Source organism: Mesorhizobium sp. M8A.F.Ca.ET.181.01.1.1, from assembly GCF_004792025.1.
Classification (GTDB): domain Bacteria; phylum Pseudomonadota; class Alphaproteobacteria; order Rhizobiales; family Rhizobiaceae; genus Mesorhizobium.
The window spans coordinates 124,684-147,549 of record NZ_SRTV01000001.1; the positions used below are offsets into that span (position 1 = coordinate 124,684).

Consider the following 22,866-nt stretch of genomic DNA (forward strand, 5'->3'; position numbering starts at 1 on the left):
TTTGCGAAAGTTCCCTCTACCCGCTGTCTTCCTGCTATCTTGGAGATAAGGAGACCGACGCATGAGCGAGAACCGCAAGCTGGCCGCAATCCTGGCTGCAGATGTGGTCGGATACAGCCGGCTCGCGAGCGCGGACGAAGAGCGTACCTTGGCGAGGTTGCGGACGCTGCGCAGCGACCTGATCGATCCCACCATCGCAGTCCACAACGGGCGGGTGATCAAGCGCACCGGCGATGGGGCGCTGGTTGAGTTCCGCAGTGTGGTGGATGCCGTGCGCTGCGCCGTTGAGATCCAGAACGGCATGGTTGAGCGCAATGCCGGCGTGCCGCAGGACCGCCGCATCGAGTTCAGGATCGGCATCCATCTGGGGGATGTGGTCGAAGAAAGCGACGGCGACCTGATGGGCGACGGCGTCAACATCGCCTCGCGTCTGGAGGGTGTCGCGGCGCCCGGCGCTATCTGCCTGTCCGAGGATGCCTATCGCCAGGTCAAGGCGAGGCTCGACCTTTCGGTCAGCGACCTCGGCAGCACACAGCTCAAGAACATCGCCGAGCCGGTCCGGGTCTATTCGCTGCAAGTCGGCGCGGGGGCCAAGGCGGCCGCGACCCCGGAAACCGCGACGAGCCGACCGGCTGCGGCCGTGCCGCCGAAGCTGTCGATCGCCGTGCTGCCGTTCGCCAACATGAGCGGTGACGCCGAACAGGACTACTTCGCCGACGGCATCTCCGAAGACATCATCACGGCGCTGTCAAAACTGTCGCAACTCTTCGTCATCGCACGCAATTCGTCGTTCACCTTCAAGGGCCAGAACGTCCATGTGCAGGAGGTGGGCGCGAAACTCGGCGTGCGGCATGTGCTCGAAGGCAGCGTACGCAAGTCGGGCAACAGGGTGCGGATCACCGCGCAGCTCATCGATGCAATTTCAGGCGGCCATCTTTGGGCGGAGCGGTTCGATCGCGACCTGACCGACATATTCGCCGTGCAGGACGACGTGACGCAGCAGATCGTCGGTGCGCTGGCGCTCAACCTGACCGACGATGCCCGGCAACGGCTGGCGCCGGAGCACCCGCGCAACACCGAGGCGTATGACTGTTTCCTGCGCGGCCGGGAGCTGTGGCACCGGCTGACGAAGGAGACGAACGTCGCAGCCCGCGATCTCTTGCAACGTGCCATCGAACTGGACCCGAACTTTGCCTCTGCCCACGCTTTCCTCGCCCTCACGCACGGCGTCGATTACCTGAACAGGTGGGGAGCGTCGCCGCCGGAATCGATGGCGCAAGCCGAAGAGGCCGCAACGCGGGCGGTAACGCTGGATGACAACGATCCCTGGGCGCACTGGGCGCTGGCGATAGCCAAGCTGTACACACGACGGCACGATGAGGCCATCGACGAGGTCGAGCGCGCACTGGTCCTCAATCCGAACTTCGCCGAAGCGCACGTCTGCCGCGGCGAAACGCTGTACTATTCAGGCAAATCCGAGGAGGCCCTCGAGAGTTTCGCCCGGGGAAAGTCCTTGAACCCGTACTTTGCGGATGTGCTTCTGCACTTCCAGGCTTTGGCGTTGTTTCAACTGGGACGATACAACGAGGCCGTTGACCTCCTGCTGCAACGGCTGGCTCGCAACGCTGTGACCGACGTCTCTCGCGCGCTCCTGGCCGCCAGCTACGGCCATCTGGGCCGTTTGGAGGAGGCCCGCGCGGCATGGCAGGACATGCTTCGCGTCAATCCCGACTTTTCGCTGGAATACCGTCGCAAAGTCTTGCCTTACAAGAACCCTGCCGATTTCGAACTCATGGTCGACGGGCTCCGCAAGGCCGGTTTGGTGCAATGACCGGGTAGCGGCCCGATCAGAGGCCGGAGGCCCGGCCGATCTTGCACCATCGGGCGTTTTCGCGCACCAGTTTCAGGTCGTCGGTGGTCTCGGCAAATGTCCGCGAACGGTATTGCCGGAGCAAGTCCGCGAAGGGCGCCCCTTCCGGCAGGCCGGCAAGCTGCTCGCGGACCGAGATCTTTTCATCGATGACCCGGGTGCCCCAGGCATTTTCCCGAACCTGCAGCTCCGCGGCCAGATCGCGCTCTTCCGGCGCGTTTTCATCCAGCGCAGCCAGCAGGATCGAGTGGAAAAGCGCTACATAGCCAATCTGTCTCAAGCCGCCCACGACCCGCACGCGCGGCAATATGGCAAGGACGAGGAACGTCAGGAACAAGTCCGGCAGCAGCACACCGTCCAGCAGCGCCTGCTTGAGATGCGGCCGCTCGAACGGGATGGAAAGACCATGCGGCCTGTCAGGCTCGATCAGCTGCCCGTTCTCGAGGACGAGCTTGCGCACGCGCTCCTCGCGGATGCCCCAGAAATAGGCGGTGGCATTGGGCAGGAATCTGCCAAATGGGCTCGATGCGGCCTCTTGCAAGGCATGCTCGAGACGCCGGCGCCTTGCGGGCTCGAAGAGCAGCCTGGAAAGAAGGCCGCCGTCATGGTCTAGATGCCACGCCATGGCAGCAGCGGCGAGCCGGTCATCGATCAAAACCGGCAGGGCCATGCCGGAACGATCCCAACCGGCGACCAGATCCTCGTTGAGTTCTGTTAGCGCATCGGCGGCGGTTGCAAACACCTTGTCGTGGCTGGCGAGCAATGTGCCCAGCCAGCGGCTGGCATCCGTTTCGTCGCACACCGCTTCGAGGGCGCGCCTGTTGAGGGTGACGGGACCGGCCGCGCAAACGCTTTTGCGGCACAGTTTGTGGCGCCCCATGCCAAACAGGTTGACCTTGTCGTCGCCGACATCGAGCCAGCCCGGCCCCTCCCGGCCAATTGTCTCCATGGTCATCGTCGTTCCCATGAAGCCGAAGAAGGCCGACAGCCCGTTTTCGACCGCGCCGAGCCAAGCAAGCAGGAGGGCATCGAAGGTGATCCGGTCCATCAGAAGCAGGCAGTGCAGGCCGGACTGAATCACCGGTCTGTGCTCGAACTCTTCGAGGATCTTGCCGATCTCCTCAGGCTGCATGATCGCACCGAGGCGCTGATGCAGGACTTCGCGCAGGATCGAGCGGGCAGCGATCGCCGGGCCGGATGCAGGCCTTGCTACCGGCCGCCACAGATGGCGGGCGTAATCGGAAACCGATGCATTCCAGTTCTGCTCGATGTCACGCACGACTTCCGGGCAGAGCAGCGACAGCACAGCCAGAATTTCCACCGGAGGCGTAGGGGCTGGGGCGAAGACGGCGGTCATCAGAACCGCAGCCGGGCCATGCTCAGAAGGTCGTGATACTGCCCGTCGGTAAAGCCGGCCTTCACATGCCGGCCTTCGACCTCGAAGCCGTGGCTGGTGTAGAGGCGGATGGCCGGCTCGTTGTCGGCATAGACGGTCAATTCGACCCGCTTCAGCGCGCGCCAATTGTCGGCAACGTCAAGCAGCGCGCCAAGTATGGCAGAGCCGATGCCCTTGCCGACAAAGGCATCGTCAAGGCCGATATTGATCTCGCCTATATGCGAACGGCGCGGCGAACCCTGGACAACCAGGTTGCCATGGCCGACGATCCTGCCGTCCAACTCGGCAACGATCCAGGTGGTTTCCTGGCCGCACTTGGCGATGCGCCGCTCCACCTGCTCCACCATCTCGAAAGGCATCCTGAGCGTGCCCCAGCGGAAACCCGGCATGTTGAAGATAGCGCAAAGCGCCTCCGCATCGCTTGGCCGCACGGCTCGAAGCTGCGGCCGGATTTTCTCGGATGGCGAGGTCGTGCTGGTCATGGCGTTCCCGGCTACAGCAATTCCAGGAAAAGTGTGAGCGGTTTTCCGCCCGGAATTGCGTCAGAACAAAGGATAGAGCAATTCGCCGTTTCCTTGAAACGGTGAAGTGCTCGAACCCAATCGGCCCGGCACGATGCGCCGGGCGGCACCTGAAAATCCAGCTATCTCTGCAGCCTATGACGCCGATTGCGAGCCAAAATACCGGGAGGCGGCGTAGAGTTTGAAGGCGCCGCTGATGCCGATCCAGCCGAAAAGCGCGAGCCAGCACAATGTCCTGGTCGCACTCCAGTCGATCCGGTGCACCGCAGCGTCGGTGATGACGAGGCCAAGGATGGCAAGCAGGCCGACCAGAAACTGCGCCAGGCCGAGCACCAGCAGTTCCTCGCGCGGCGCGTTTTTCCAGACGAGATAGGCGCCGCCAGCGCCGGCGAGGAAGATGGCGCTGTAGACCTGGGCGTGGAAGGGATCGACCGGCCATGGCCAGGTGCTGCTGACAGGGAACAGCAACAAGCCGATGCCATAGAGGCCAAGGATCGCGGCTTCCGCCAACATGTAGCCGCGCCATGCGGGGTTAGGGGTCACGCCTTTTGCTGGGGGATAGGCCCTGGTCCGCCAAAGGAACAGCCCGGATACCGCCGCCGAGGCAAGATAGACCAGGAACCAGAGCCAGGCCGCTTTTCGCTCGAAGTTGAAATAGCCGAGATTGATCAACGAAACCGCCGACACGATGACGGTGAAGATGAAGGCCATGACGAGAACGAGCCTGCCGGGCGACCAGCGATTCCAGACCAGCAGCGCTGCCATCACCGCCATTTCGGCGGTGTAGAAGCCGCCGAGGAAGCGGGCACTGAACGGCGTGACAGGCCAAGGCCACCGCGGCTTGACCAGCTCAGGCGCGAAAAACAGGCCGGCGCCGACGATCAGGACGATAATGACCCCCGCCGAGAAAAGGCGCAGGGCGGCGGGAAATGGCGGGTTGTCGGGTGTCGGCACAGGAGAAAACCCCAAAGATGAACGCCTATCGACCATCATAGTGCCGCTTGCGGCCGGAGAAAATCCGCCGAATGGAAATTGAACCATCATCAGGCTTGTCTATCCGAATGGTCCGTTTCGAAGTAAAATGCAGCACTCGCACCAAGGGCAGTCCGATCAACACGTCTGGGAGGCGCATTTTCTGGAGCCGGCAGGATGAATGAAGCTCACGATCTGTTTTCGCTTCTGCGGCAATCGACCGATGTCGATCCACTGGTAATCGACGCGATCAAGCGAACCGTCGCGGACGGCAACGACCGCGAACTTTGCCGCATCAATGCGCCAGCCTTCGCCAGCAAGCACGGCCTCGACGAGGAGCGCACCATAAGCGCATTTCTCCATGCGGCGCGGGTGGGCATTTTCGATGTTTCCTGGAATGTTCTATGCCCAGGCTGCGGCGGCGTGCTCGACACCAACGCCACGCTGAAAACCCTGCAGAAAGATGAATACACCTGCGCGCTGTGCTCCGAGGGCTATTCGCCAACCCTCGACGAGATGGTCGAGGTGACATTCACCGTCAGTCCGCGCATACGCAGGATTGCCGCCCACAATCCACACGAACTGCCGCTGGTGGAATATTTCCGCCAGATCTACTGGGCTTCGGGTGTTGATGTGCCGGATGAGGATTTCGCGAAAAAGTTGGAAGCGTTTTCGCTGGAAGATATCGAGCTTGCGCCCGGTGAAAAGGCGCTTCTGCCCATACAGCTTCCGTCCGAATTCGTCATCGTCTTCGAGCCGGTCACCCATTCAGCGCAGTTCATCGACGTGAAGGGCGAACCAACAAAGGAGCGCCGAAGCCTCTCTTTGGTCTTCGACCGCGACCATGTCCAGAACCAGACGCTGGAGATGCAACCCGGCCCGTTGCGCATTTCCCTGGAAAACAGGACCGACACGCGCGTGCTGCCGACGGTTTTCATCGCCGGCCAGGCCTTGCACGATTTCCTGGGTAAACGCCGGCCCTTCCTCACCGCCAAGCGCCTGCTCACCAACCAGACGTTCCGCGATCTCTATCGCACCGATACGCTCGACATCAACCAGCGGCTGAAAATCACCAGCCTGACCTTCCTGTTCACCGACCTGCGCGGTTCGACCGCCCTTTACGAACGGGTGGGCGACCTTGCGGCCTTCGATCTCGTGCGCGCGCATTTCCAGGTTCTGCACGAGATCGTCGCGGCGGAGGCCGGCGCGGTGGTCAAGACGATCGGTGATGCGGTGATGGCGACCTTCGCAACGCCTGATCGTGCGATTGCCGCGGCCCTCAGGATGCGCGAAGCCATGCGTGCGCTCAACGACAAGAGCGGGCGCGAGGACCTGCTGCTCAAGATCGGCGTCCATGCCGGCCCTTGCATCGCCGTGTCCATGAACGAGCGGCAGGACTATTTTGGCCAGACGGTCAACATTGCTTCACGGGTCCAGAATCTGGCCAACGCACAGGCGATCTTCGCCACCCGTTCGGTGGTCGACGACAATCTCACCGCCGATCTGTTGCGCAGGAGCGCGCTGAAGCCCGTGCCCCACGAAGTCTCGCTGCGCGGCATTGAGCGAGAGGTAGCGGTGTATACGATCCCCTGACTACCTGACCCCTGAAGACCTGACCCCTGAAGACCTGGCCCCTGAAGACCTGGCCCCTGAAGACCCGGGCCCGAAGATTTGGTTGTTCCGGACCCTCACACGCGCCTGCAGATAAAATAGCGATCGGCGGGCACTGAAGGCGGCGGCGCGAGGCGCTGCAATTGCGGGTGATCGAGCGGCGTGCCGCTGACCGCCAGGCCGCCGACACGGAGCAGGCGCGCGGTCAGATCGGGAAGCCAGGTAGAGGTCACTGCATCGAAATCTTCATAGCCCGTGCCGATATCGGCATGAACGAGAGCGGCGTCGATGCCGATGAACCTGCTCGCCGTCTCGCGTATTTCGCCGAGCACGAGGTTTTCAGCTTCGGGAATCGAGCTGGAGTGGGCGGCCAGCGCGCGGTCGAACGCCACGATCCGGCGTCCGGGCAGGCGCTCGCGCAGATGGTGGAATGTCCGGCCATTGCCGAGGCCGAGCTCGAGCACGGGACCCTCAATCTTCGCTACCTCGGCGCAGATCTGATCGAGAATGTCGCGCTGTGCGGTCATCCTGCGGATGAAACTCTCGAGGCGACTCATATGCGTTTGTGCGTCCTGAACCAGTTCAAGCGATCGATAATGCCCGCGATCAACCCGATCGAGTCTCGTCGCATATAGAGGTCAACAATGGACACTGCAACAACCGAACAGGCTGCCGGCGGCCCGGCGCGCGGCGGAATAGCGATCTCACTTGTAGGGGTCTGCGGCGTCCCGCAAGCCGTCGCCGAGGAAGTTGAACGCCAGGATGACGAGAATGACGGGGAGCATCGGCAAAAGCAGCCATGGATAGAACGCGATGACGCTGACGCTGCGCGCCTCGGTTAGCAGGATGCCCCAGCTGGTTGTCGGTGGCCTCAGGCCCAGCCCAAGGAAGCTCAGCGCCGTCTCGCCCAGGATCATGCCGGGTATGGAGATCGTCGCCGTTGCGATCAGATGCGACATGAAACCGGGGATGAGGTGCCGCCGGATAATGCGGCTGCTGCTGGCGCCCATCAATTGCGCGGCCAGAACGTAATCCTCCTCGCGCAAGGCCAGAAGCTTTGAACGCACGGCCCGCGCCAGTCCGGTCCAGTGGATCAGCCCGAGGATGACGGTGATGCCGAAATAGATCAGGATTGGACTCCAGGTTATCGGCATGATCGCCGCCAGAGCCAGCCATAGCGGAATGCTGGGGATCGATTGCAGAACTTCGATTATCCGTTGGACGATCAGGTCGAAGATGCCGCCGTGATAGCCAGCCAGTCCACCTATGACAATGCCGAGCAGGAAGCTGAAACTGATGCCGACAAGGCCGATCGTGAGTGAAATGCGTGCGCCATAGATGATACGCGAGAGCACATCGCGTCCCAGCCTGTCGGTGCCGGCCAGAAAGAGCTGGCCGTTTTCGGCAGGACAGACAAAATGCCTGTCACCTTCGACCAGGCCCCAGAACCGGTAACGGTCGCCCTTGCAGAAGAAACGAATCCGTTGAACATCATCCTGGTTGTCGATGTAGTTCCGCTTGAGTGTGTCCATATCCAGCGTCATCTGGCGACCATAGACGAAGGGCCCGACAAGCTGGCCGTCATGGAACAGGTGTACCCGCTGCGGCGGCGAATAGATGTAGTCCATGTTGCGCGTGTGCAGATTGTAGGGCGCCAGGAACTCGCAGATCAGGATCCCGAAATAGAGCGCTGCCAGAAATATGCCGGATACAAGGGCAAGCCGGTGCCGTCGGAATTTCCACCACATCAGGCGCAACTGTGATGCCTGGAAGACCTTCGACTGCTCCGCCGTCATCGCCTCGACTGATTGCAGGTCGAAGGGCGCGATGGAAACGTAGTGCTGCAGTGGGGCACCCGGAGCGGGCAGGGGGGATTGCTTGTTCATTTGGTGCTGCCGCCCTGCAAACGAATTCGTGGATCAAGCAGCGCCAGCGCCAGGTCGGAAATCAGGACACCGATCACCGTCAGGAAGGCGAGGAACATCAGGAAAGACCCTGCCAGATACATGTCCTGGCTTTGCAGCGCTCTGATCAGCATCGGCCCCGTCGTCTCCAAGGACAGCACGATCGCGGTGATTTCGGCACCGGAGATGATGGCCGGCAGGATGGAGCCGATGTCGGAAATGAAGAAATTGAGCGCCATGCGCAGCGGATATTTGACGAGCGCCTTGAAGGGATGAAGGCCTTTGGCGCGCGCGGTCACGACATATTGCTTGTGAAGCTCATCGAGCAGATTGGCGCGCAGCCGCCGGATCATGCTTGCCGTGCCGCCGGTGCCGATGATCAAGACCGGGATCCAGAGATGGGCGAGGATCGACTTCGCCTTGGCCCAGCTCATCGGCTCACTGAGATATTGCGGGTCCATGAGATGGCCGATGGAGGTGCCGAACCAGATATTGGCGAAATACATCAGGATCAGCGCCAGCATGAAATTGGGAATGGCAAGGCCGAGAAGGCCGAAGAGAGTAAGGCCGTAGTCGCCCCAACTGTATTGATGCGTGGCGGAGTACATGCCGATGGGAAAGGCAATGAGCCAGGTGAAGATGATCGTGACGAAGGAAACCAGGACGGTCAGCCACATTCGGTCCCCGACGACGTCGCGAACCGGCAGCTCATACTCGAAGGAATAGCCGAAATCGCCGTGCAGCATCCCGCCGACCCAGTAGAAGTAGCGAATGACCGGCGGCTGGTCGAACCCATATTCCTTCCGCATCATTTTGATGCGATCGGAATCTACCGCTTCGCCCTGAGCCCGAAGCTCGGAGACATAGCTGTCGAAATAGTCGCCTGGGGGAAGTTCGATGATCGTGAACACCAGCGCCGATATGATCAGCAGCGTTGGAACCATCACAGCGATGCGCCAGACAATATATCGAAACACGCTCAGGACTCTCCAAGCCAGAAGGTATCGGGCATGTAGACACCGAAATAGGCGGTCGGGTCGTAGCCGTAGAGCGCCTTGTCAGGCAGATTGCGCAGCCGTGAGGACACCAGAACCGGCTGATGCGTTCCGTTCACAGTGCCGATCGAAAACACCTGATCGGTGTAGATCGACAGCATCGAATTCCAGATCTCGGCGCGCTCCGCGGCCTCAGACGAAGCGTTCCAGCGCTTGAGCAAAGCCACCAACTCGACCACTTCAGGAAGATCGGGCGCCTCACCCATCTTGCCATGGGACAGGTAGTGAGCGCCCCAGAGTGGCCATTGCAGCTGGTCGTCGATGGTGGGGGCCAACTGGTACGGATTCATGTCGGGGGTCGGCACGCCATTGTCTATGCCCGACCACATCGACATCATGATCTCGCCGCCAAGCGCGCGGCTGCGGAAGATGTCGCGCTGCGAAGTTCGGACGAACAGGGCGATGCCGATCTGGCGCCAGTGATCGGTGATGAGCTCAAGCGCGTCGGTTTCCAGCGTGCTTTCGCCGGCCGTTTCCACTATGACCTGCGCCGGGCGCCCATCGGGAAGTACCCGCAGGCCGTCATCGTCGCGCGTTTGAAGGCCGACCTCGTCGAGCAGGGCGTTGGCCTGGTCGGGATCATGGGCGACCCAGGCCTTCGCGAATTCCGGCCGGTAGAGCGGGCTCTCCGGCAGGACCGTATCGGCACTTTCCTGCGCCAATCCGTAGAATACAGCCAAATTGATCTCGCGCCTGTCCACAGCGAGGGAAAGCGCGCGGCGTACGCGCACGTCACGAAAAAGGTTACGCCAAACCTGGTCGGCACAATTCAGGTTGGGCAGGAGCGCCAGCCGCGAACCCTGTGTGCGTTTCCAGAGATGCATCTTCACGGGGTAACGCTTCTCCGCATCCTTCAGAAAAGAGTAGTCGGAGAAGTCAATTCCCATGCTTTGCAGGTCGCTCTCACCCGCACCGGTCTTGGCGGAAATGATCGCCGACGAGCTGACATTCATGACAATCTGGTCAACATAGGGCAGCTGCCGGCCATTCTCGTCTATTCTATGAAAGAACGGGTTTCGCTCGAAGATGAACTGTTCAGCCGGCGGCTTGGTCCGGTTCTGCCAGGGATCGAGCGTCGGCAGCTCCGGGTTCTCCGGGCGATACTGCCGCGACATGCGGATATGCAGGAGCGTCCATTTCTTTGCCCGGTTCTCCGTCATTAGGCCGGCGAGCCGGAATGGATCTTGGTATTTCTTGTGAAACTGCTTGAGATAGGCGGCCGGCAGAACAAGTGACAGCGGCGAGGCGGCAGCGAGCTTGGGCAGGAAGTCGGGATTTGGCGCCTCCCAACTGTAGCGGACCGTCAACGGGTCGACGATCTCGAAGCGTGGCGGCTTGCCATCTGCCAGCAGGCTCGGAGCAAGCCCGCCTTGCGAAAGCTCATCGTTCAGCCAGACATCTTCCCAGCAATAGCGAAAATCCTCCGGCGTCAACAGGCTGCCGTCAGACCATTTATGTCCTTCCCGGATCTTGAAAGTGAAGACACGATCATGTGCTACGTCGAAACTTTCGAGGATGTCGGGTTGCATGTTAAGCTTTTCGTCATAGCCGACCAGGCGAGCATACCCATAGATGGTCATCATCCGGATATCTTTCTGGCTGCCGATGATCGTGCGCAGCGTGCCGCCATATTGGCCGGGCTGCCGGCCCATGGCGGCGAGATTCAATACGCGCGGGCTCTTGGGCAGGCGCTCAGTGAGTGCCGGCAGCGCCCTGGCCTTCAGCTGCGGCTGAAGAAATTCAGGCTCCAGATCGCCTGCGCGTACCCTGCCCGGCAGAAACGCCGAAGCCATGAGTCCAAGGACGGTGCGCCGGCTGATCAAGGGCGTAGCTCGCTGACATCGGCCGAACGTCGGGCCAGCACGAGGTGGCCGCCGCCAAGATCGAGCGGCGACAGCACATCCTCGTCGCCCTCGTCGCGGAATTGCGGTCCCCATGCGCTGCTGTCGGAAGCGCCGCTGAGCTTCAGCGTCTTGAAATCCATCGGCCTATCGAGATCGGGAAAAGGTACAGCGGCGACCAGTGAGCGCGTGTAGGGGTGGACCGGTTTCCTAAGCAGAATTTCGCGCGGGGCAAGCTCGACGATACGCCCGCCGCACATCACCGCGATGCGATCTGCCATGTAGTCCACCACCGCCAGGTTATGGGATATGAATAGGTAAGTCAGGCCCAGTTCCTTCTGCAGGTCCTTCAGGAGGTTCAGGATCTGCGCCTGGACAGAGACATCGAGCGCCGAAACCGGCTCGTCGCAGATCAGGAGTTCGGGCCCCAGCGCCAGCGCGCGCGCGATGCCGATACGCTGACGCTGCCCGCCGGAGAAACTGTGCGGATAACGCTTGATGAAGCGCGGATCGAGCCCGATCGCCTGCATAAGGCTCTTGACCGTGGCTAGTCGGGACGCGGCATTGCCCCGTTGATGGATTTCCAACGGCTCGCTCAAGATGTTTTCCACCGTCATGCGAGGTGAAAGCGACGAAACCGGATCTTGAAAGATCATCTGGATTTTCGCGCGCAGCAGGCGCAGGGCGTCTCTGTCGCCTCCCAAGACGTCGATCGGTCCATCGCGGCCATTGAAGATCACCGAGCCGCCGTTAGGCGTGACAGCCCGCATGAGGATCTTGCTGACGGTGGTTTTGCCGGAGCCGCTTTCGCCGACCAGACCCAGGCACTCACCCCGCCTGATGTCGAAGCTCACGCCGTCCACGGCGCGAACAGAGGTTTGATGATCCCCGCCGAACCAACCAGACTTGCGGATGGTGAAGGTCTTTGTCAGGTCCCTGACCGACAGCAGGATGTCGCTCGGCCCCTTCGATGCCGGCGCCGTCTGCTTGCCAAGCAGGTTCTCGACATTCACCGGCACCTCGCGCAGCGCCTTCAGCCTTTCGCCAGGCTTCAGGTCGAAATGCGGAACGGCTGCCATCAGGCCCTTCAGGTAAGGGTGACTTGGCCGGCGGAATATTGCCTCGACAGGTCCCGCTTCCATGATCTCGCCATGGTAAATGACCACCACCTCGTCGGCAACATTGGCGACCACGCCGAGGTCGTGCGTGATCAGCAGCATCGCCATGTTCAGCTTGGTCTGAAGCTCGCGTAGCAATTGCAGGATTTGTGCCTGGATGGTGACGTCCAACGCCGTCGTCGGCTCGTCGGCGATCAACAAAGCGGGCCGGCAGATCAGCGCCATGGCGATCATGGCGCGCTGACGCAATCCTCCCGAAAGTTCAAACGGATACATGTCATAGGCGCGCTTGGGATTGGGAAAGCCGACAAGGCTGAGCATTTCCTCAGTCCGCGCCTTTCGCTCCGCCCGCGCCATGGGCGTATGAATCTGCAGGGATTCGCTGACCTGGTTGCCGATCGTGTGCAGCGGCGACAGCGATGTCATAGGCTCCTGAAAGATCTTGCCGATGCGGCTGCCTCTCAACGCCCGGATTTCGGGCCCGTCACGCGGCATCTGCAGGATATCCTGCGTCGTGCCGGGCTTTTCAGGATCGGAAAACAGGATACGGCCGCGAACATGTGCTGTGTTCGGCAAAATGCCCATTACTGCCTGGCTGAGAACCGATTTTCCGGAACCGGACTCGCCCACAAGCGCGGTAACCTTGCCGGGCAGGACGCGGAGATTTGCACGTCTGACGGCATGCAACGGTCCCCCGATAATGGCAAAAGAGATGCCAACATCCTCGATCCGCAGCAGATCAACGCCTGCATTCATTCTCACACCAGCCCCACCCTGGGGCCTGCCAGGCGGCAGGCCCTGGAAGCAAGACTACCGCATTGCCAGCCTAGAGCAACTTGGATTCGAACGATCGCCAGCGGCGGAACCAGCGACCGGACTGCTTACCAAGGCGTTCGGATCAGATTGGGGCTGGCTACTGGAGCTTCCTGCGGTCGCCCGCCGACAGCCGTGCGGCATCGCGATGAAGCAGCATGACCTGCTCGGCCTCCGATCTCCGGTCGTAAATCGGCTCCAGCGCACCGTCTTCATCGAGTGCGAGAGCGCCCGACAGATCGGGTGAAAGCACCGTCAGCTTCTGCTTGATCCCGGCCAGTTCCTCGCTGCCGAGCGTCAGCCAGCTGTTGGCGCCGCAATAGCTGGCGAAGTCCTTGCTGGCGAGAACGCGGTGCGGATATTTCTTGGTCAGGGTCTGGAGGCGCTGGACCTCGTTTACAGCCGAGCCGAAGACAGAGAATGTGAGCCGGTCGGTAAGCCCGACATTGCCGAACATCACGTTGCCGACATGCAGGCCTATGCCAAATTTTATGTCGGACAAGCCTTTTTCCTTCCTTCGCAGATTGAGATCCATCATGCGCGCAGTGGCCTTGTGCGCTGCCGCCAGAGCAGACTGGCAGGCGATCTCGGACTGCGAGCGATGCCTTTCGCAAGGGTAGACGGCAATGAAGCCATCACCGATGAAACTCATGATCTGCCCGCCTTTGCGATTGAAAGGTGCTGCAATGGCATCGAAAAACTGGTTCAGCGTATCGATGTAGATTTCGCGGCCGGAAGTTTCGGCAAGCTTTGTCGACCCGCGCATATCGGCCATGACCAGTGCGGCCCGGATCGTGTCGCCCTCGCCGCGTTTGATCTGGCCGTCCAGCACGCGTCTCCCGGCGTCGCCGCCGAGATAAGTGGTCATCATGTTGTCGGCCAACTTGGTGAGCACCGCCATTTTGGTTGCGATGGCGAGATGGTTTTGGATACGCAGCAGCGCCGAAATCATGCTGTCGCTGAAACCTGAAGCACTGTCGGTGGACCAGGACCCGATCATGCCCTGACTGGTATTGCCGTTGAAGGGATGGACGAAAGCCATGTAATCGGTCACGCCCATGAGCCTGAGTTCATCGAAAACAGGAAATTCCGACGGGACCGCCGGGTCGAGCCGACGCCGCAGATGGTCGAGCTTGTTGCTGAGCAGATGGTAGTATGGGCTGGTTAGGAACCTGTCAGAATGAACGCCGTCCTGTTTGCGGAAGCCTTCCACCTCCATGCCTTGGCCGCGAATCCAGGTGAAACCAAGCGCGTCATAAAGCGGATGAAGCATCGAAAAGCTCAAATGCACCCGCTTCAGCGGCAGGCCGGCAGCAGCCAGCCGCTCGCAAAACCCCTTTACCAATGTTTCCAAGTCGTTGCCGGCCAAAGCCGATTGGGTCAGCCAATCGGCAACCTTGTCCATGAGAATGGTCGAAATTTCTGTTTGCGCTGTGCTCATGCTACCTCGAAACCCGTCGAAGACGAGCCTTCTCCTTTGATCCGCCACACCTCGAAGCAGGGAAGGAGCAGGCATAACTGCATCTATCTGCTGGCGCACATATGTGGCGAGGCTGCCGGCGGAGTGCAATCACGATCCTGACATCGGGCAAAAATTGCCCGGCTCAGACGCCGTCAGGCCTTTACCACCGTATCTCGACCCAGCCCGAGGCGGCCAAATACATTGCGTGTGTCGACGATCAGAAAGGCATATTGCGGAGAACCGATTTCGGCAAGCCGCCATCAGACAGGCACCTTCGCCTTCAGGCTTGCGGCAGCCATCGCATAGCCACCGGAGGCGCCATCGATGAAATGAACGTGATCGGGCTGTAGCGGCGAGATTACGAGGCATGTCATCAAGGCCGACTGCTGGCGGTGCAGGCCATAGCGGCAGATGCCCGCCTCTTCTGCCTGTTTCAGCCGGTTCTCGATCCGTTGCAACACATCCGCGTCAACATCGATGGTCATCTTCAAGCCGTCGTCGAACTTGCGGAAATCCGAATTACTGGCCACGTCGCGTTTGTAGACCTTCGGATCGAACTTGCCGATCGTCCAGCCAAACCTGTCGGCGACAGCCGTAAGCGTCATCAGGAAGATTACCCACAGCTTCGCCAACCACCGCCGCCCCGGCGGCGCCGCGGCGCGCGCCTCGACATCGAGGCCGGCGGGCAGCAAACTGTAGTCCGGCCCGTCCACCGGCACCGGGTGACCATCGCGTTCCTGCCTGCCGGCGAGGGCGATGATGTCGGAAGCCAGAAACTGAAAACCGCGCAAGTCGCGCGCCGGCCCTGGTACGGCTATGATCGAGACGATTTCGCCATGCCGGGCTTCGATCGGGTTCCAGCGACAGGAGAGGCCGGTCAGATCCGGCCGCGCGCCGGCCGGCGCAGGATCGATGCGGTAGCGCCCCGCTTTCATCTCGGCTTCCGCCCAACTGCCGCCGCCGCCGGCGAACATGGCATAGAAGGCCGCTTCGGAGGCCTGAAACCTCGCCACGCGGACGTCGAGGCCTTGCGCCCTTATATCCTTTATCGGCACGATTGCCGCACGCAAGGTCAGGTCCAGTTCGTCCGCCACCCATCTCTGGACAGCAGCCAGCGCGTTGCGGGCGAGTTCCAGCGCCGAGCCGGGGAACGCCACGAGCGCGCCGTCACCGCCGAAGACATAGGGAAGGTCTTGCCGACCCAGCGCATTGAGCAGCGCCGAAATGACGCTGGCGCCGGCCATATTGACGGTTTTATAGCGCCCGGCCTCGATCGCCTTGGTCGAGCCGACGATGTCGGCGGTGGCGATCGCCCAGCCATCGGGGAGAGGTCGATAGTTATCGATATCGGCAACGCTTTCGAACTTTGCGAAGACCGGCAAAGAAGCCACAAACGGGTCGGAAGCGGCAGCTATTTCCATGAGCATCAGATAGCACATTTCACTGCTTGAAGGTGAAGTCGATCGTGCTTCGAAATTGACTTGCCCTGGCTTTGCGATGATAGGGTCGCGCGATGCGAATTGCCTTCTATGCGCCGCTGAAGTCACCCAATCATCCCGTTGTCTCCGGCGACCGCCAGATGGCGCGGATGCTGGTCAAGGCGCTGGAGCATGGAGGGCATAGCGTCCAACTGGCATCCGAATTGCGTTTCTATCTACGCCAACCGGAGTCGAAAAGTTTCGATGCGCTCAAGATCGAGGCCCGAGAGGAAGCCACTCGGCTGACAAAGCTTTGGCACCGTGACGGCAAGCCCGACCTCTGGTTCTCCTATCATCCCTACTACAAGGCGCCCGACCTGATCGGACCCGAGCTGGCGTCGGCCTTTGCTGTCCCCTATGTGACAGCGGAAGCCTCCTATTCCAGGCGGCGCAACGCTGGTTTGTGGGCCGATAGCCAAGCGTTGGTGGTGCGAGCCATCGAACAGGCAGCGCTGAACATCTGCTTCACGCAAAGGGATCGCCAGGGACTGGCAGATGCCATTCCCGATGCCTCTCTAGGCATACTGTCGCCCTTCATCGACACATCGGCATTCCGGGAAAAGCCGGCACGGGGTTGCCCGACGCGCCTGGTTACAGTCGCCATGATGCGCCCGGGCGACAAAGTCGAAAGTTATCGCATGCTGGCGCAAGCGCTCGGTTCGATCGGCCATCTGCCCTGGACCATGTCGGTCGTCGGGGAGGGGCCTGCCCGTGACGAGGTCAAGGCGCAATTCGCCGGCTTGCCCGCAGAGCGTATCGAATGGCTCGGCGCGATCGAGCCGGCAGCCGTGCCGGATGTCCTTTACAGAGGGGGAATTTACGTCTGGCCCGGGTTCGGCGAGGCCTATGGTGTGGCCTATCTTGAAGCACAGGCCGCCGGCCTTCCGGTGGTGGCCCAGAACATCGCCGGCGTGCCGGAGGTCGTGCGGGATGGCCAGACCGGGTTTCTCACCCCGCCGGGCGATGTGGCGGCGTTCGCTTCCGCCATTGAAAGGCTTCTGGCCCGTAACGACGAAAGAACCCTCATGGCCGCGGAAGCCAGACGTTTCATCCTCGAAGAACGTTCCCTCGGTACTGCAGCGGCGCGGCTGGCCGAACTTCTCGAGAAGATCCCGGTCTCATGACATCTGATCCGATCTGGCAGCCCTTGGTGAAAGAGCTGGCGCGCCTGCGACGGACGGGCCGCAGGGCGGAGTTCTGGCTGCGCGACGACGACGCCGTGGATCCGACGCCGGCGCTTGATCGGCTGCTCGACCTGACCGGTGAATTCGCGGTTCCGGTCACGCTGGCCGTCATCCCGGCCCTGACTGATGGGAAACTTGTCGTCCGGCTTGACGAGGCGCCGCATGCCACGGTCGCCATCCATGGCTGGGCGCACCGAAATCATGCGCCCGAGGACCAGAAAAAGCAGGAGCTCGGCGCACATCGCCCACCCGAGGCGGTGCTCGATGATCTGGCCCGCGGGCTGTCGCGCGTAACCGGCCTGCACGGCGCACGTGCCGTTCCGATGCTGGTCCCGCCCTGGAACAGGATCGACGCCGGCGTGGTATCCGACCTTGGATCTATAGGATTTGCGGCATTGTCGGTCTTCGGCCCGCCGAAGCCCGCTCCCCTGGCGGTCATCAACAGCAATGTCGACATCATGGACTGGCATGGCACTCGCGGCTGCCGCGACCATGGCCTGTTGGTTCAGGCCATTATCGCGCAATTGCAGCAGGCATTCGACGGCGGCGAGCCGGTCGGCCTGCTCACGCACCATCTCGTCCATGATGAATCGGCATGGCTTTTCCTCGAACGGCTATTCGCGGTCACCGCACGGGCTGAATCCTGCGCCTGGCTTCCGATCAGCACATTGATCGAACGCAGCGATCCATCAGGACAGGGCTCTGGAGGAAAATAGCTCAGCGCTTTTTCTGCACTGGAAATTCGAGCGTTTGGCCGTCCCGCGCGGCAAACGCGCCGGCAAACCGGTCCTTGGCCAGTTTCTCCATCTCGTCCAGTTGCTCGTCGGTGCGTGCCGGATCGTGGTGAAATAGCGCGAGCCCCCGCGCGCCGGCCGCCTCACAGAGCTTGACGCCCTGTTGCCATGTCGAGTGGCCGTTACCGCGGCGGCGTTCCATTTCCTTCTCGGTGTAGGTGCAATCGTAAATGACGAGGTCGGCATCGTCGATGAGGCCGAGCACCGACTGATCGAGTTTGCCCGGCTCGTGCTCGGTGTCCGTGATCACCGCCACGATGCGGCCGCCCCACTCGACCCGGTAGCCTATGCAGCCGCCCGGATGGGCAAGGCTGCCGGTCCGAACCACGACCCCTTCGCGCGGCCGAAGCACGTCTCCGGACACGAAATCGCGGCAGTCGAGCTTTGCCTTGCAGACGTCCATTTTCACCGGAAACCACGGCGGCCGTATGAACTCATCGATCATCTGCCGGGTCGTCATGCGCCCGGCAAGATGCCCGGACCAAATGGTAAGCTTGACGCTCGGGTCAAAGATCGGCGCAAAAGCCGGCAGCCCGATGATGTGATCGTAGTGGCAATGGGTGAAAAGCAGGTCGAAATCGGTCATATCCGCCGCCTGAAACGCCCTGCCGGCAGGCCGCAGGCCAGAGCCCGCGTCGAACAGAAGCGTATGCTTGCCGCATCGCATCTCAATGCAGACTGTGTTGCCGCCATAGCGAGCGAATTCTGGCCCGGATACCGCAATGCTGCCGCGCACGCCCCAAAATCTGACCAGGAAAAAATCGTCGTCCATACTACTTTCGCCCATCGTAGCTCTAGGCGGTTCGTGCGTCGATCAGATCCGCGGTCGTATGGCTTAGCCGATCGGCAAGAACCCGCAATATCTCGATCGTCATTTCCGGGAACTCCCTCATAAGCCTCAGGAAATGATCCTTGCGGATTCTCAAGGCCTCCAGATCAGTTGCCGCTCTGACGGCGGCAGTGCGGGAGCTGTTGCACAATATGGCGATCTCGCCGACGATCGAATTTGGCAGCAGTTCGGCAACTTTTATCGGCCCGCTATCGGAATCGACCAGAATGTCCGCGCTGCCTGAAAGGATGACATAGGCGGCGTCCGCCTCGTCGCCCTGCCGGAAAAGAATCTGGCCGGCGCTGTATTTCACGCGATCGGATGTGAACGCGAGCAGCTTGAGCTTTGCCGGCTCAATGCCAGAGAACAAGGGAACGCGTTGCAGCATTCCGACTTCATCCTTGAGCAGCATTGTCGCAAACCTTCCTAAATTCGCGTCTGCCAGACTATGACAGAAGTTCCTTGAAGATACCGTTTCCTGCCAAAAGTGTCTCGTGTGTACCGTCTTCCACCAATTGACCCGAGTCAAAGACGATAACGCGATCGAACCCTGTGGCCATTGCCGGACTCGTCACGACCCAAACAATTGCCGGCGAATGGCCGTCGCGTCTGGCTTCCTCGAGCACGTTTCGCAGCACCTTTTCCTGAATGCGCTGGTCGAGCGCCGACAGCGGCCGGTTGAGAATGAGAAAATCGGGGCGCTTGAGCAGGGCGCGGGCAACATCGAGCTTCTGTCGCTGTCCACCGGTCAGCCGCCTGCCGCCGGCACCGACGTTGAAATCCAAGCCGACATTCAGAAGCTCGGCATAAAGCCCCAGCTCGTCAAGAATTTCGTAGACGATGGAGCGTATGCGGTCCGGCGCGTCGGGATGGTTGTTGCCCAGACGCCCGAACAGGACATTGTCCATGACGGTGGCCGCGGCGATATATTTGGCGGGGTCATACCGTTCGATCGCGTTTTGCAGCTCGGGCGGCAGGTTTTCATAGAACTGGTTGCGTGCGGCGACGATCTTGCGCATCAGCTCGTCGGTCAGCAGGCCGAAGCGGTGCCGGGGCTCGATATAGGCAAAGCTCAAAGTAATGATCATGGCGCGGTCGGCCTCCGAAACCGCCTCGTAGGAACGGTTCTTGAGCCGCTGCAGCAAGGTCTCGTAGGCGGGGATCTCCTCGGCGCTCATGAAGGCGAGCTGCTGAAAGAACTGGTGATCGGGCGGCAGGTCGGCAAACAGCTCGATCGCCTGTTCGGCGATCTCCATGCCCATTTCGTAGAGCGTGCGGTCGAGGCCGGCTTGCTTCAGCACGGAAGCGAAATAGGGATTGGCCGCCAGAGCCTTGTCGGCCAGTTCGGGGCCGGCGGCAGCGCCGAACAGCAGGTTCTGGCCGATCGTCGCTTCCGTGTTGTAAGCGCCCGGCTCGAAAGGAACCACCAGTTCGCGCAGCCCTTCCTGTTCGAGCCGGGTTCGCAGCGCTGCACGCAGTTCGACGATACGCCCGGCAAGCTTCGTGTGACGCGTTAGGTCGGCCGAAGAGCGCAAGCCAAGATCCAGAATGTCGCGCGACAGAAGAACCGCGTCGAGCACCCGGCGCACCGCTTCGAAGAGGTCGTGCGGGCCGGTAGCACCGGCGGAAGCATAGTCGATCCAGTCGCTGTGGATATCGAGATCCGGATTGCCCGACCGGCGCGCCTCGTCGATGTTCCAGCGCTGCTGGTCCGCCGCGGCGCCGTCATAAGTCACCGATGTCAGCGGTGCATGCTTCAACCCGTAGAGCAGGTTATCGCGCAGACTTGCCTGGAACAGGAAAACATCCGACGAGGCGTAGGACATGCGCCGGCCGGTCACTGCTTCGGGGAGCTCAAGCAGGTCATCGGCGCCCGAAGCGACCTTTCCGCTTTCCGGCCAGTTCAGCCGCGCGAAGGCTTCTGCCAGCGCCTCCGCTCCACCTGTCGGGGTGCTGACCAGCGCCACCGTCTCGGCCGGCTTGACCTGCATGGAGATCCGGTTGAGGAGCATTGCACCGCCATCGTCCGCCATTGACAGACCGACCGCCGACAACGGGTTTGTCATCGGACCGGGATTGTCGATCGTCAGTGCTCCGATCGTCGGCGCAATGATATCCTCGACGGTGAACTGTTCGACGACCTGCTGGTATTTGACCTGGACATCCTGCCGATCCTGATCCCAGTCGATCAGTTCCTTCATCGGTCCAGGCAGGTCCTTGTAGGCGCCGATCACGGCCACGAGTTGGCCGACGTCCAGCCGGCCCGCGATGACCAGATAGCCGCCGATCATGTAGAACAGGAAGGGCGTGAGCTGCGCCAGAAAATTGTTGAGGAACTTTACCATGAATTTCCATTGGTAAAGATCGAAGCGGATCTTGAAGATGAGCCCGAGCCGGGCAGCTATGTCGGCGCGCTCGTAGTTCGACGTATCGTGGACGTGAACAGCGCCGATGCCGTCGACGATTTCGCCAACCCGGCCCGAAAGCGCGCGTGCCGTCAACTGCCGTTGGCGCCCGAGCACGAGCAGCCGCCGTCGCATGCGCGGGATGAGCACGATCTGGATCACCACGATCACGATGGCTATCGCTCCGAGCCAGACGTTCTGGACCATGATGAACAGCATGGCCGTCAGCGCCTGGCCGCCGAGCAGCACCGGCTGCAGGAAGGCATCGCCGATGAAGCCGCCCAGCGGCTCCACCTCGTCCTTCACCATGGTCGCCACTTCGGCGGATTTCACCCGCTTGAAGTAAATCGGCGGAAAACGCAGCACACGATCGACCAGATCGAAGCGGATACGGCGCAACATGCGTTCGCCGAGGCGGCCCTTGTAGGTGTTGATGTAGAGTTTGAACAGGCCGTTGATGACGACCAGCAAGAGGAACACAATGCTCAGGGCAAGCAGCGTCGCCTTGCGGCCGAGCTGAAAGCCGGAGAACAACAGGACCTCGCCAATGAACGGCAGGTTATAGTGCAGCCTCATGAAGGGCAGGGTCGCGCCCGGTTGCTCGAACCCCTTGCCCTGGATCGGGCCGTTGACGATCAGCTTCGGCAGGTCGAAGGACATGAAATACGGGATCATCGAAAGCAAGACGATCAACAATATCCAGATCTGCTGCTTCCTGGTGTGCTTCCAGATGTAGCGGGCTAGGCTGGGTTCCATATGCGATCGTGGAGCCTTCAGTTGGAAGGGTGCTGGATGTAAAAGCACCTGCTGGCGAATGGCGTATCGGCAATTTCTTCGTCGCCAATGACAAGCTCCAAGCTGCAGTGCACGGAGGCAGTGCTGCGCTCAGCAAGATTGCGTTGTGTCGCCCGAAATCCCAACATACAAGGCGAATATGATGGATGTCACGCAACCGCGCAATGCCGGCATGGACTGGCACGAGCAAGCCTTCGACCTCACCCGAGGAATTGCGGCCTATGTCGATCGCCCTCTCGTGGCAGGGCTGGCGCGCGTCATCGCCAAGCACCCGAAGGCCGATATCGCCAACGCCTTCAACCACAAGCAGGTCGCCTGCAAGATGTGGGCGCTCGACGGGCTGTTCGAAAGCTGCGGCGGCCGGTTCGGGCGCATATGGGTTCTGGGTGGATGGTACGGCGTGTTGCCGGCGATGCTTTTCAACGACGCCCGTTTCGACATTGCGGCGATCGACAGCATCGACATCGATCCTGAAGTCGGGCCGGTCGCCCGGACCCTCAACCGGGAAGCCGGCGACCGCTTCCGGGCGCTGACGGAGGATATGTACGCACTCGACTATGCGGCCGGGCGGCCCGACCTGGTGGTCAACACGAGCTGCGAACACATAGCTGATCTGGGTGCTTGGCTTGCCCTGCTTCCGCGAGGCACGAACGTACTGCTGCAATCCAACGATTATTTCAGCGAGCCGACGCATATCAACTGCGTGGCTTCACTGGCAGCCTTCGAAGCAATGGCGGCGCTACGGGAGGTGCGGTTCTCCGGTGAACTGCCGACGAAAAAGTATACGCGCTTCATGCTGATTGGAACTGTTTGACGCG

General features: G+C 61.2%; 18 protein-coding genes. 5 read left to right on the forward strand and 13 right to left on the reverse strand.

The annotated features are described in order from the left end of the window. The first annotated feature begins 61 nt into the window (after positions 1 to 61). The gene (locus EN824_RS00605; protein ID WP_127280039.1) at positions 62 to 1,831 is read left to right on the forward strand and encodes an adenylate/guanylate cyclase domain-containing protein; all 1,770 of its coding nucleotides are present in this window, start codon (positions 62 to 64) and stop codon (positions 1,829 to 1,831) included. A 16-nt stretch (positions 1,832 to 1,847) separates the two neighbouring features. Here EN824_RS00605 and EN824_RS00610 read toward each other — a convergent pair whose 3' ends face one another. The 3 genes from EN824_RS00610 to EN824_RS00620 all read right to left on the reverse strand — a co-directional run bounded on the left by EN824_RS00610 (position 1,848) and on the right by EN824_RS00620 (position 4,741). After that, entirely contained in the window at positions 1,848 to 3,227 is a 1,380-nt protein-coding gene (locus EN824_RS00610; RefSeq protein WP_135931678.1) for a hypothetical protein, read from the reverse strand. After that, positions 3,227 to 3,748, reverse strand: a complete 522-nt coding sequence (locus EN824_RS00615) for a GNAT family N-acetyltransferase (protein ID WP_127280037.1) — start codon at positions 3,746 to 3,748, stop codon at positions 3,227 to 3,229. The genes EN824_RS00610 and EN824_RS00615 overlap by 1 nt, the downstream gene beginning before the upstream one ends. A gap of 174 nt (positions 3,749 to 3,922) precedes the next feature. After that, positions 3,923 to 4,741: a hypothetical protein gene (locus EN824_RS00620; protein ID WP_135931679.1), complete on the reverse strand. Its 819-nt coding sequence runs from the start codon at positions 4,739 to 4,741 to the stop codon at positions 3,923 to 3,925. Between the two features lie 195 nt (positions 4,742 to 4,936). On the opposite strand from EN824_RS00620, the gene EN824_RS00625 reads away from it, so the two are divergent. Beyond that, on the forward strand, positions 4,937 to 6,352 hold the full coding sequence (locus tag EN824_RS00625; RefSeq protein WP_135931680.1) for an adenylate/guanylate cyclase domain-containing protein: 1,416 nt from the start codon (positions 4,937 to 4,939) through the stop codon (positions 6,350 to 6,352). Positions 6,353 to 6,447: 95 nt separating this feature from the next. On the opposite strand, the gene EN824_RS00635 is transcribed toward EN824_RS00625, so the two are convergent. The 7 genes from EN824_RS00635 to EN824_RS00665 all read right to left on the reverse strand — a co-directional run bounded on the left by EN824_RS00635 (position 6,448) and on the right by EN824_RS00665 (position 16,002). Continuing rightward, complete coding sequence (locus EN824_RS00635; RefSeq protein ID WP_135931681.1) at positions 6,448 to 6,927, reverse strand: class I SAM-dependent methyltransferase; 480 nt, start codon at positions 6,925 to 6,927, stop codon at positions 6,448 to 6,450. 147 nt (positions 6,928 to 7,074) lie between these two features. Further along, positions 7,075 to 8,256, reverse strand: a complete 1,182-nt coding sequence (locus EN824_RS00640) for an ABC transporter permease (RefSeq protein ID WP_127870120.1) — start codon at positions 8,254 to 8,256, stop codon at positions 7,075 to 7,077. Continuing rightward, positions 8,253 to 9,251 carry an ABC transporter permease gene (locus tag EN824_RS00645; protein WP_127870121.1) on the reverse strand — a complete coding sequence of 333 codons (999 nt, stop codon included), beginning with the start codon at positions 9,249 to 9,251 and terminating at the stop codon, positions 8,253 to 8,255. The genes EN824_RS00640 and EN824_RS00645 overlap by 4 nt, the downstream gene beginning before the upstream one ends. Before the next feature lie 2 nt (positions 9,252 to 9,253). Beyond that, a complete protein-coding gene (locus EN824_RS00650; protein ID WP_135931682.1) occupies positions 9,254 to 11,152 on the reverse strand; it encodes an ABC transporter substrate-binding protein in 1,899 nt (632 codons plus the stop codon). Further along, positions 11,149 to 13,044, reverse strand: coding sequence for an ABC transporter ATP-binding protein (locus EN824_RS00655; protein ID WP_127870122.1), 1,896 nt, complete (start codon positions 13,042 to 13,044; stop codon positions 11,149 to 11,151). Before EN824_RS00655 ends, EN824_RS00650 begins: the two co-directional genes overlap by 4 nt. Positions 13,045 to 13,201: 157 nt before the next feature. Then, positions 13,202 to 14,542, reverse strand: coding sequence for an adenylate/guanylate cyclase domain-containing protein (locus tag EN824_RS00660; protein WP_127275931.1), 1,341 nt, complete (start codon positions 14,540 to 14,542; stop codon positions 13,202 to 13,204). A 281-nt stretch (positions 14,543 to 14,823) separates the two neighbouring features. Then, positions 14,824 to 16,002: a DUF3095 domain-containing protein gene (locus EN824_RS00665; protein ID WP_127275924.1), complete on the reverse strand. Its 1,179-nt coding sequence runs from the start codon at positions 16,000 to 16,002 to the stop codon at positions 14,824 to 14,826. 74 nt (positions 16,003 to 16,076) lie between these two features. Here EN824_RS00665 and EN824_RS00670 point away from each other — a divergent pair, with 74 nt between their 5' ends. Continuing rightward, positions 16,077 to 17,165 carry a glycosyltransferase family 4 protein gene (locus EN824_RS00670; RefSeq protein WP_127870124.1) on the forward strand — a complete coding sequence of 363 codons (1,089 nt, stop codon included), beginning with the start codon at positions 16,077 to 16,079 and terminating at the stop codon, positions 17,163 to 17,165. Further along, positions 17,162 to 17,941 (forward strand): polysaccharide deacetylase family protein, encoded by a 780-nt coding sequence (locus EN824_RS00675; protein ID WP_135867325.1) that lies wholly within the window; start codon positions 17,162 to 17,164, stop codon positions 17,939 to 17,941. The genes EN824_RS00670 and EN824_RS00675 overlap by 4 nt, the downstream gene beginning before the upstream one ends. A gap of 1 nt (position 17,942) precedes the next feature. Here the strand turns inward: EN824_RS00675 and EN824_RS00680 are convergent, their stop codons facing one another. The 3 genes from EN824_RS00680 to EN824_RS00690 are packed head-to-tail and all read right to left on the reverse strand — an operon-like array spanning position 17,943 to position 22,009. Then, positions 17,943 to 18,791 carry an MBL fold metallo-hydrolase gene (locus tag EN824_RS00680; RefSeq protein ID WP_127870126.1) on the reverse strand — a complete coding sequence of 283 codons (849 nt, stop codon included), beginning with the start codon at positions 18,789 to 18,791 and terminating at the stop codon, positions 17,943 to 17,945. A gap of 22 nt (positions 18,792 to 18,813) precedes the next feature. Further along, positions 18,814 to 19,260: a cyclic nucleotide-binding domain-containing protein gene (locus EN824_RS00685; RefSeq protein WP_127870127.1), complete on the reverse strand. Its 447-nt coding sequence runs from the start codon at positions 19,258 to 19,260 to the stop codon at positions 18,814 to 18,816. 34 nt (positions 19,261 to 19,294) lie between these two features. Continuing rightward, entirely contained in the window at positions 19,295 to 22,009 is a 2,715-nt protein-coding gene (locus tag EN824_RS00690) for an ABC transporter ATP-binding protein (protein WP_127870128.1), read from the reverse strand. A 181-nt stretch (positions 22,010 to 22,190) separates the two neighbouring features. On the opposite strand from EN824_RS00690, the gene EN824_RS00695 reads away from it, so the two are divergent. Beyond that, positions 22,191 to 22,862, forward strand: coding sequence for a class I SAM-dependent methyltransferase (locus EN824_RS00695; protein WP_135867326.1), 672 nt, complete (start codon positions 22,191 to 22,193; stop codon positions 22,860 to 22,862). The last annotated feature ends 4 nt before the right edge of the window (positions 22,863 to 22,866 follow it).

Excerpts from the sequence above, each read along its gene's own strand:
- EN824_RS00635 (WP_135931681.1), bottom strand. The coding sequence starts at position 6,927 with ATGAGTCGCCTCGAGAGTTTCATCCGCAGGATGACCGCACAGCGCGAC.
- EN824_RS00610 (WP_135931678.1), bottom strand. The coding sequence starts at position 3,227 with ATGACCGCCGTCTTCGCCCCAGCCCCTACGCCTCCGGTGGAAATTCTG.
- EN824_RS00685 (WP_127870127.1), bottom strand. The coding sequence starts at position 19,260 with ATGCTGCTCAAGGATGAAGTCGGAATGCTGCAACGCGTTCCCTTGTTC.
- EN824_RS00690 (WP_127870128.1), bottom strand. The coding sequence starts at position 22,009 with ATGGAACCCAGCCTAGCCCGCTACATCTGGAAGCACACCAGGAAGCAG.
- EN824_RS00655 (WP_127870122.1), bottom strand. The coding sequence starts at position 13,044 with ATGAATGCAGGCGTTGATCTGCTGCGGATCGAGGATGTTGGCATCTCT.
- EN824_RS00665 (WP_127275924.1), bottom strand. The coding sequence starts at position 16,002 with ATGTGCTATCTGATGCTCATGGAAATAGCTGCCGCTTCCGACCCGTTT.
- EN824_RS00660 (WP_127275931.1), bottom strand. The coding sequence starts at position 14,542 with ATGAGCACAGCGCAAACAGAAATTTCGACCATTCTCATGGACAAGGTT.
- EN824_RS00695 (WP_135867326.1), top strand. The coding sequence starts at position 22,191 with ATGGATGTCACGCAACCGCGCAATGCCGGCATGGACTGGCACGAGCAA.
- EN824_RS00680 (WP_127870126.1), bottom strand. The coding sequence starts at position 18,791 with ATGGACGACGATTTTTTCCTGGTCAGATTTTGGGGCGTGCGCGGCAGC.
- EN824_RS00625 (WP_135931680.1), top strand. The coding sequence starts at position 4,937 with ATGAATGAAGCTCACGATCTGTTTTCGCTTCTGCGGCAATCGACCGAT.
- EN824_RS00675 (WP_135867325.1), top strand. The coding sequence starts at position 17,162 with ATGACATCTGATCCGATCTGGCAGCCCTTGGTGAAAGAGCTGGCGCGC.
- EN824_RS00670 (WP_127870124.1), top strand. The coding sequence starts at position 16,077 with ATGCGAATTGCCTTCTATGCGCCGCTGAAGTCACCCAATCATCCCGTT.
- EN824_RS00605 (WP_127280039.1), top strand. The coding sequence starts at position 62 with ATGAGCGAGAACCGCAAGCTGGCCGCAATCCTGGCTGCAGATGTGGTC.
- EN824_RS00640 (WP_127870120.1), bottom strand. The coding sequence starts at position 8,256 with ATGAACAAGCAATCCCCCCTGCCCGCTCCGGGTGCCCCACTGCAGCAC.
- EN824_RS00615 (WP_127280037.1), bottom strand. The coding sequence starts at position 3,748 with ATGACCAGCACGACCTCGCCATCCGAGAAAATCCGGCCGCAGCTTCGA.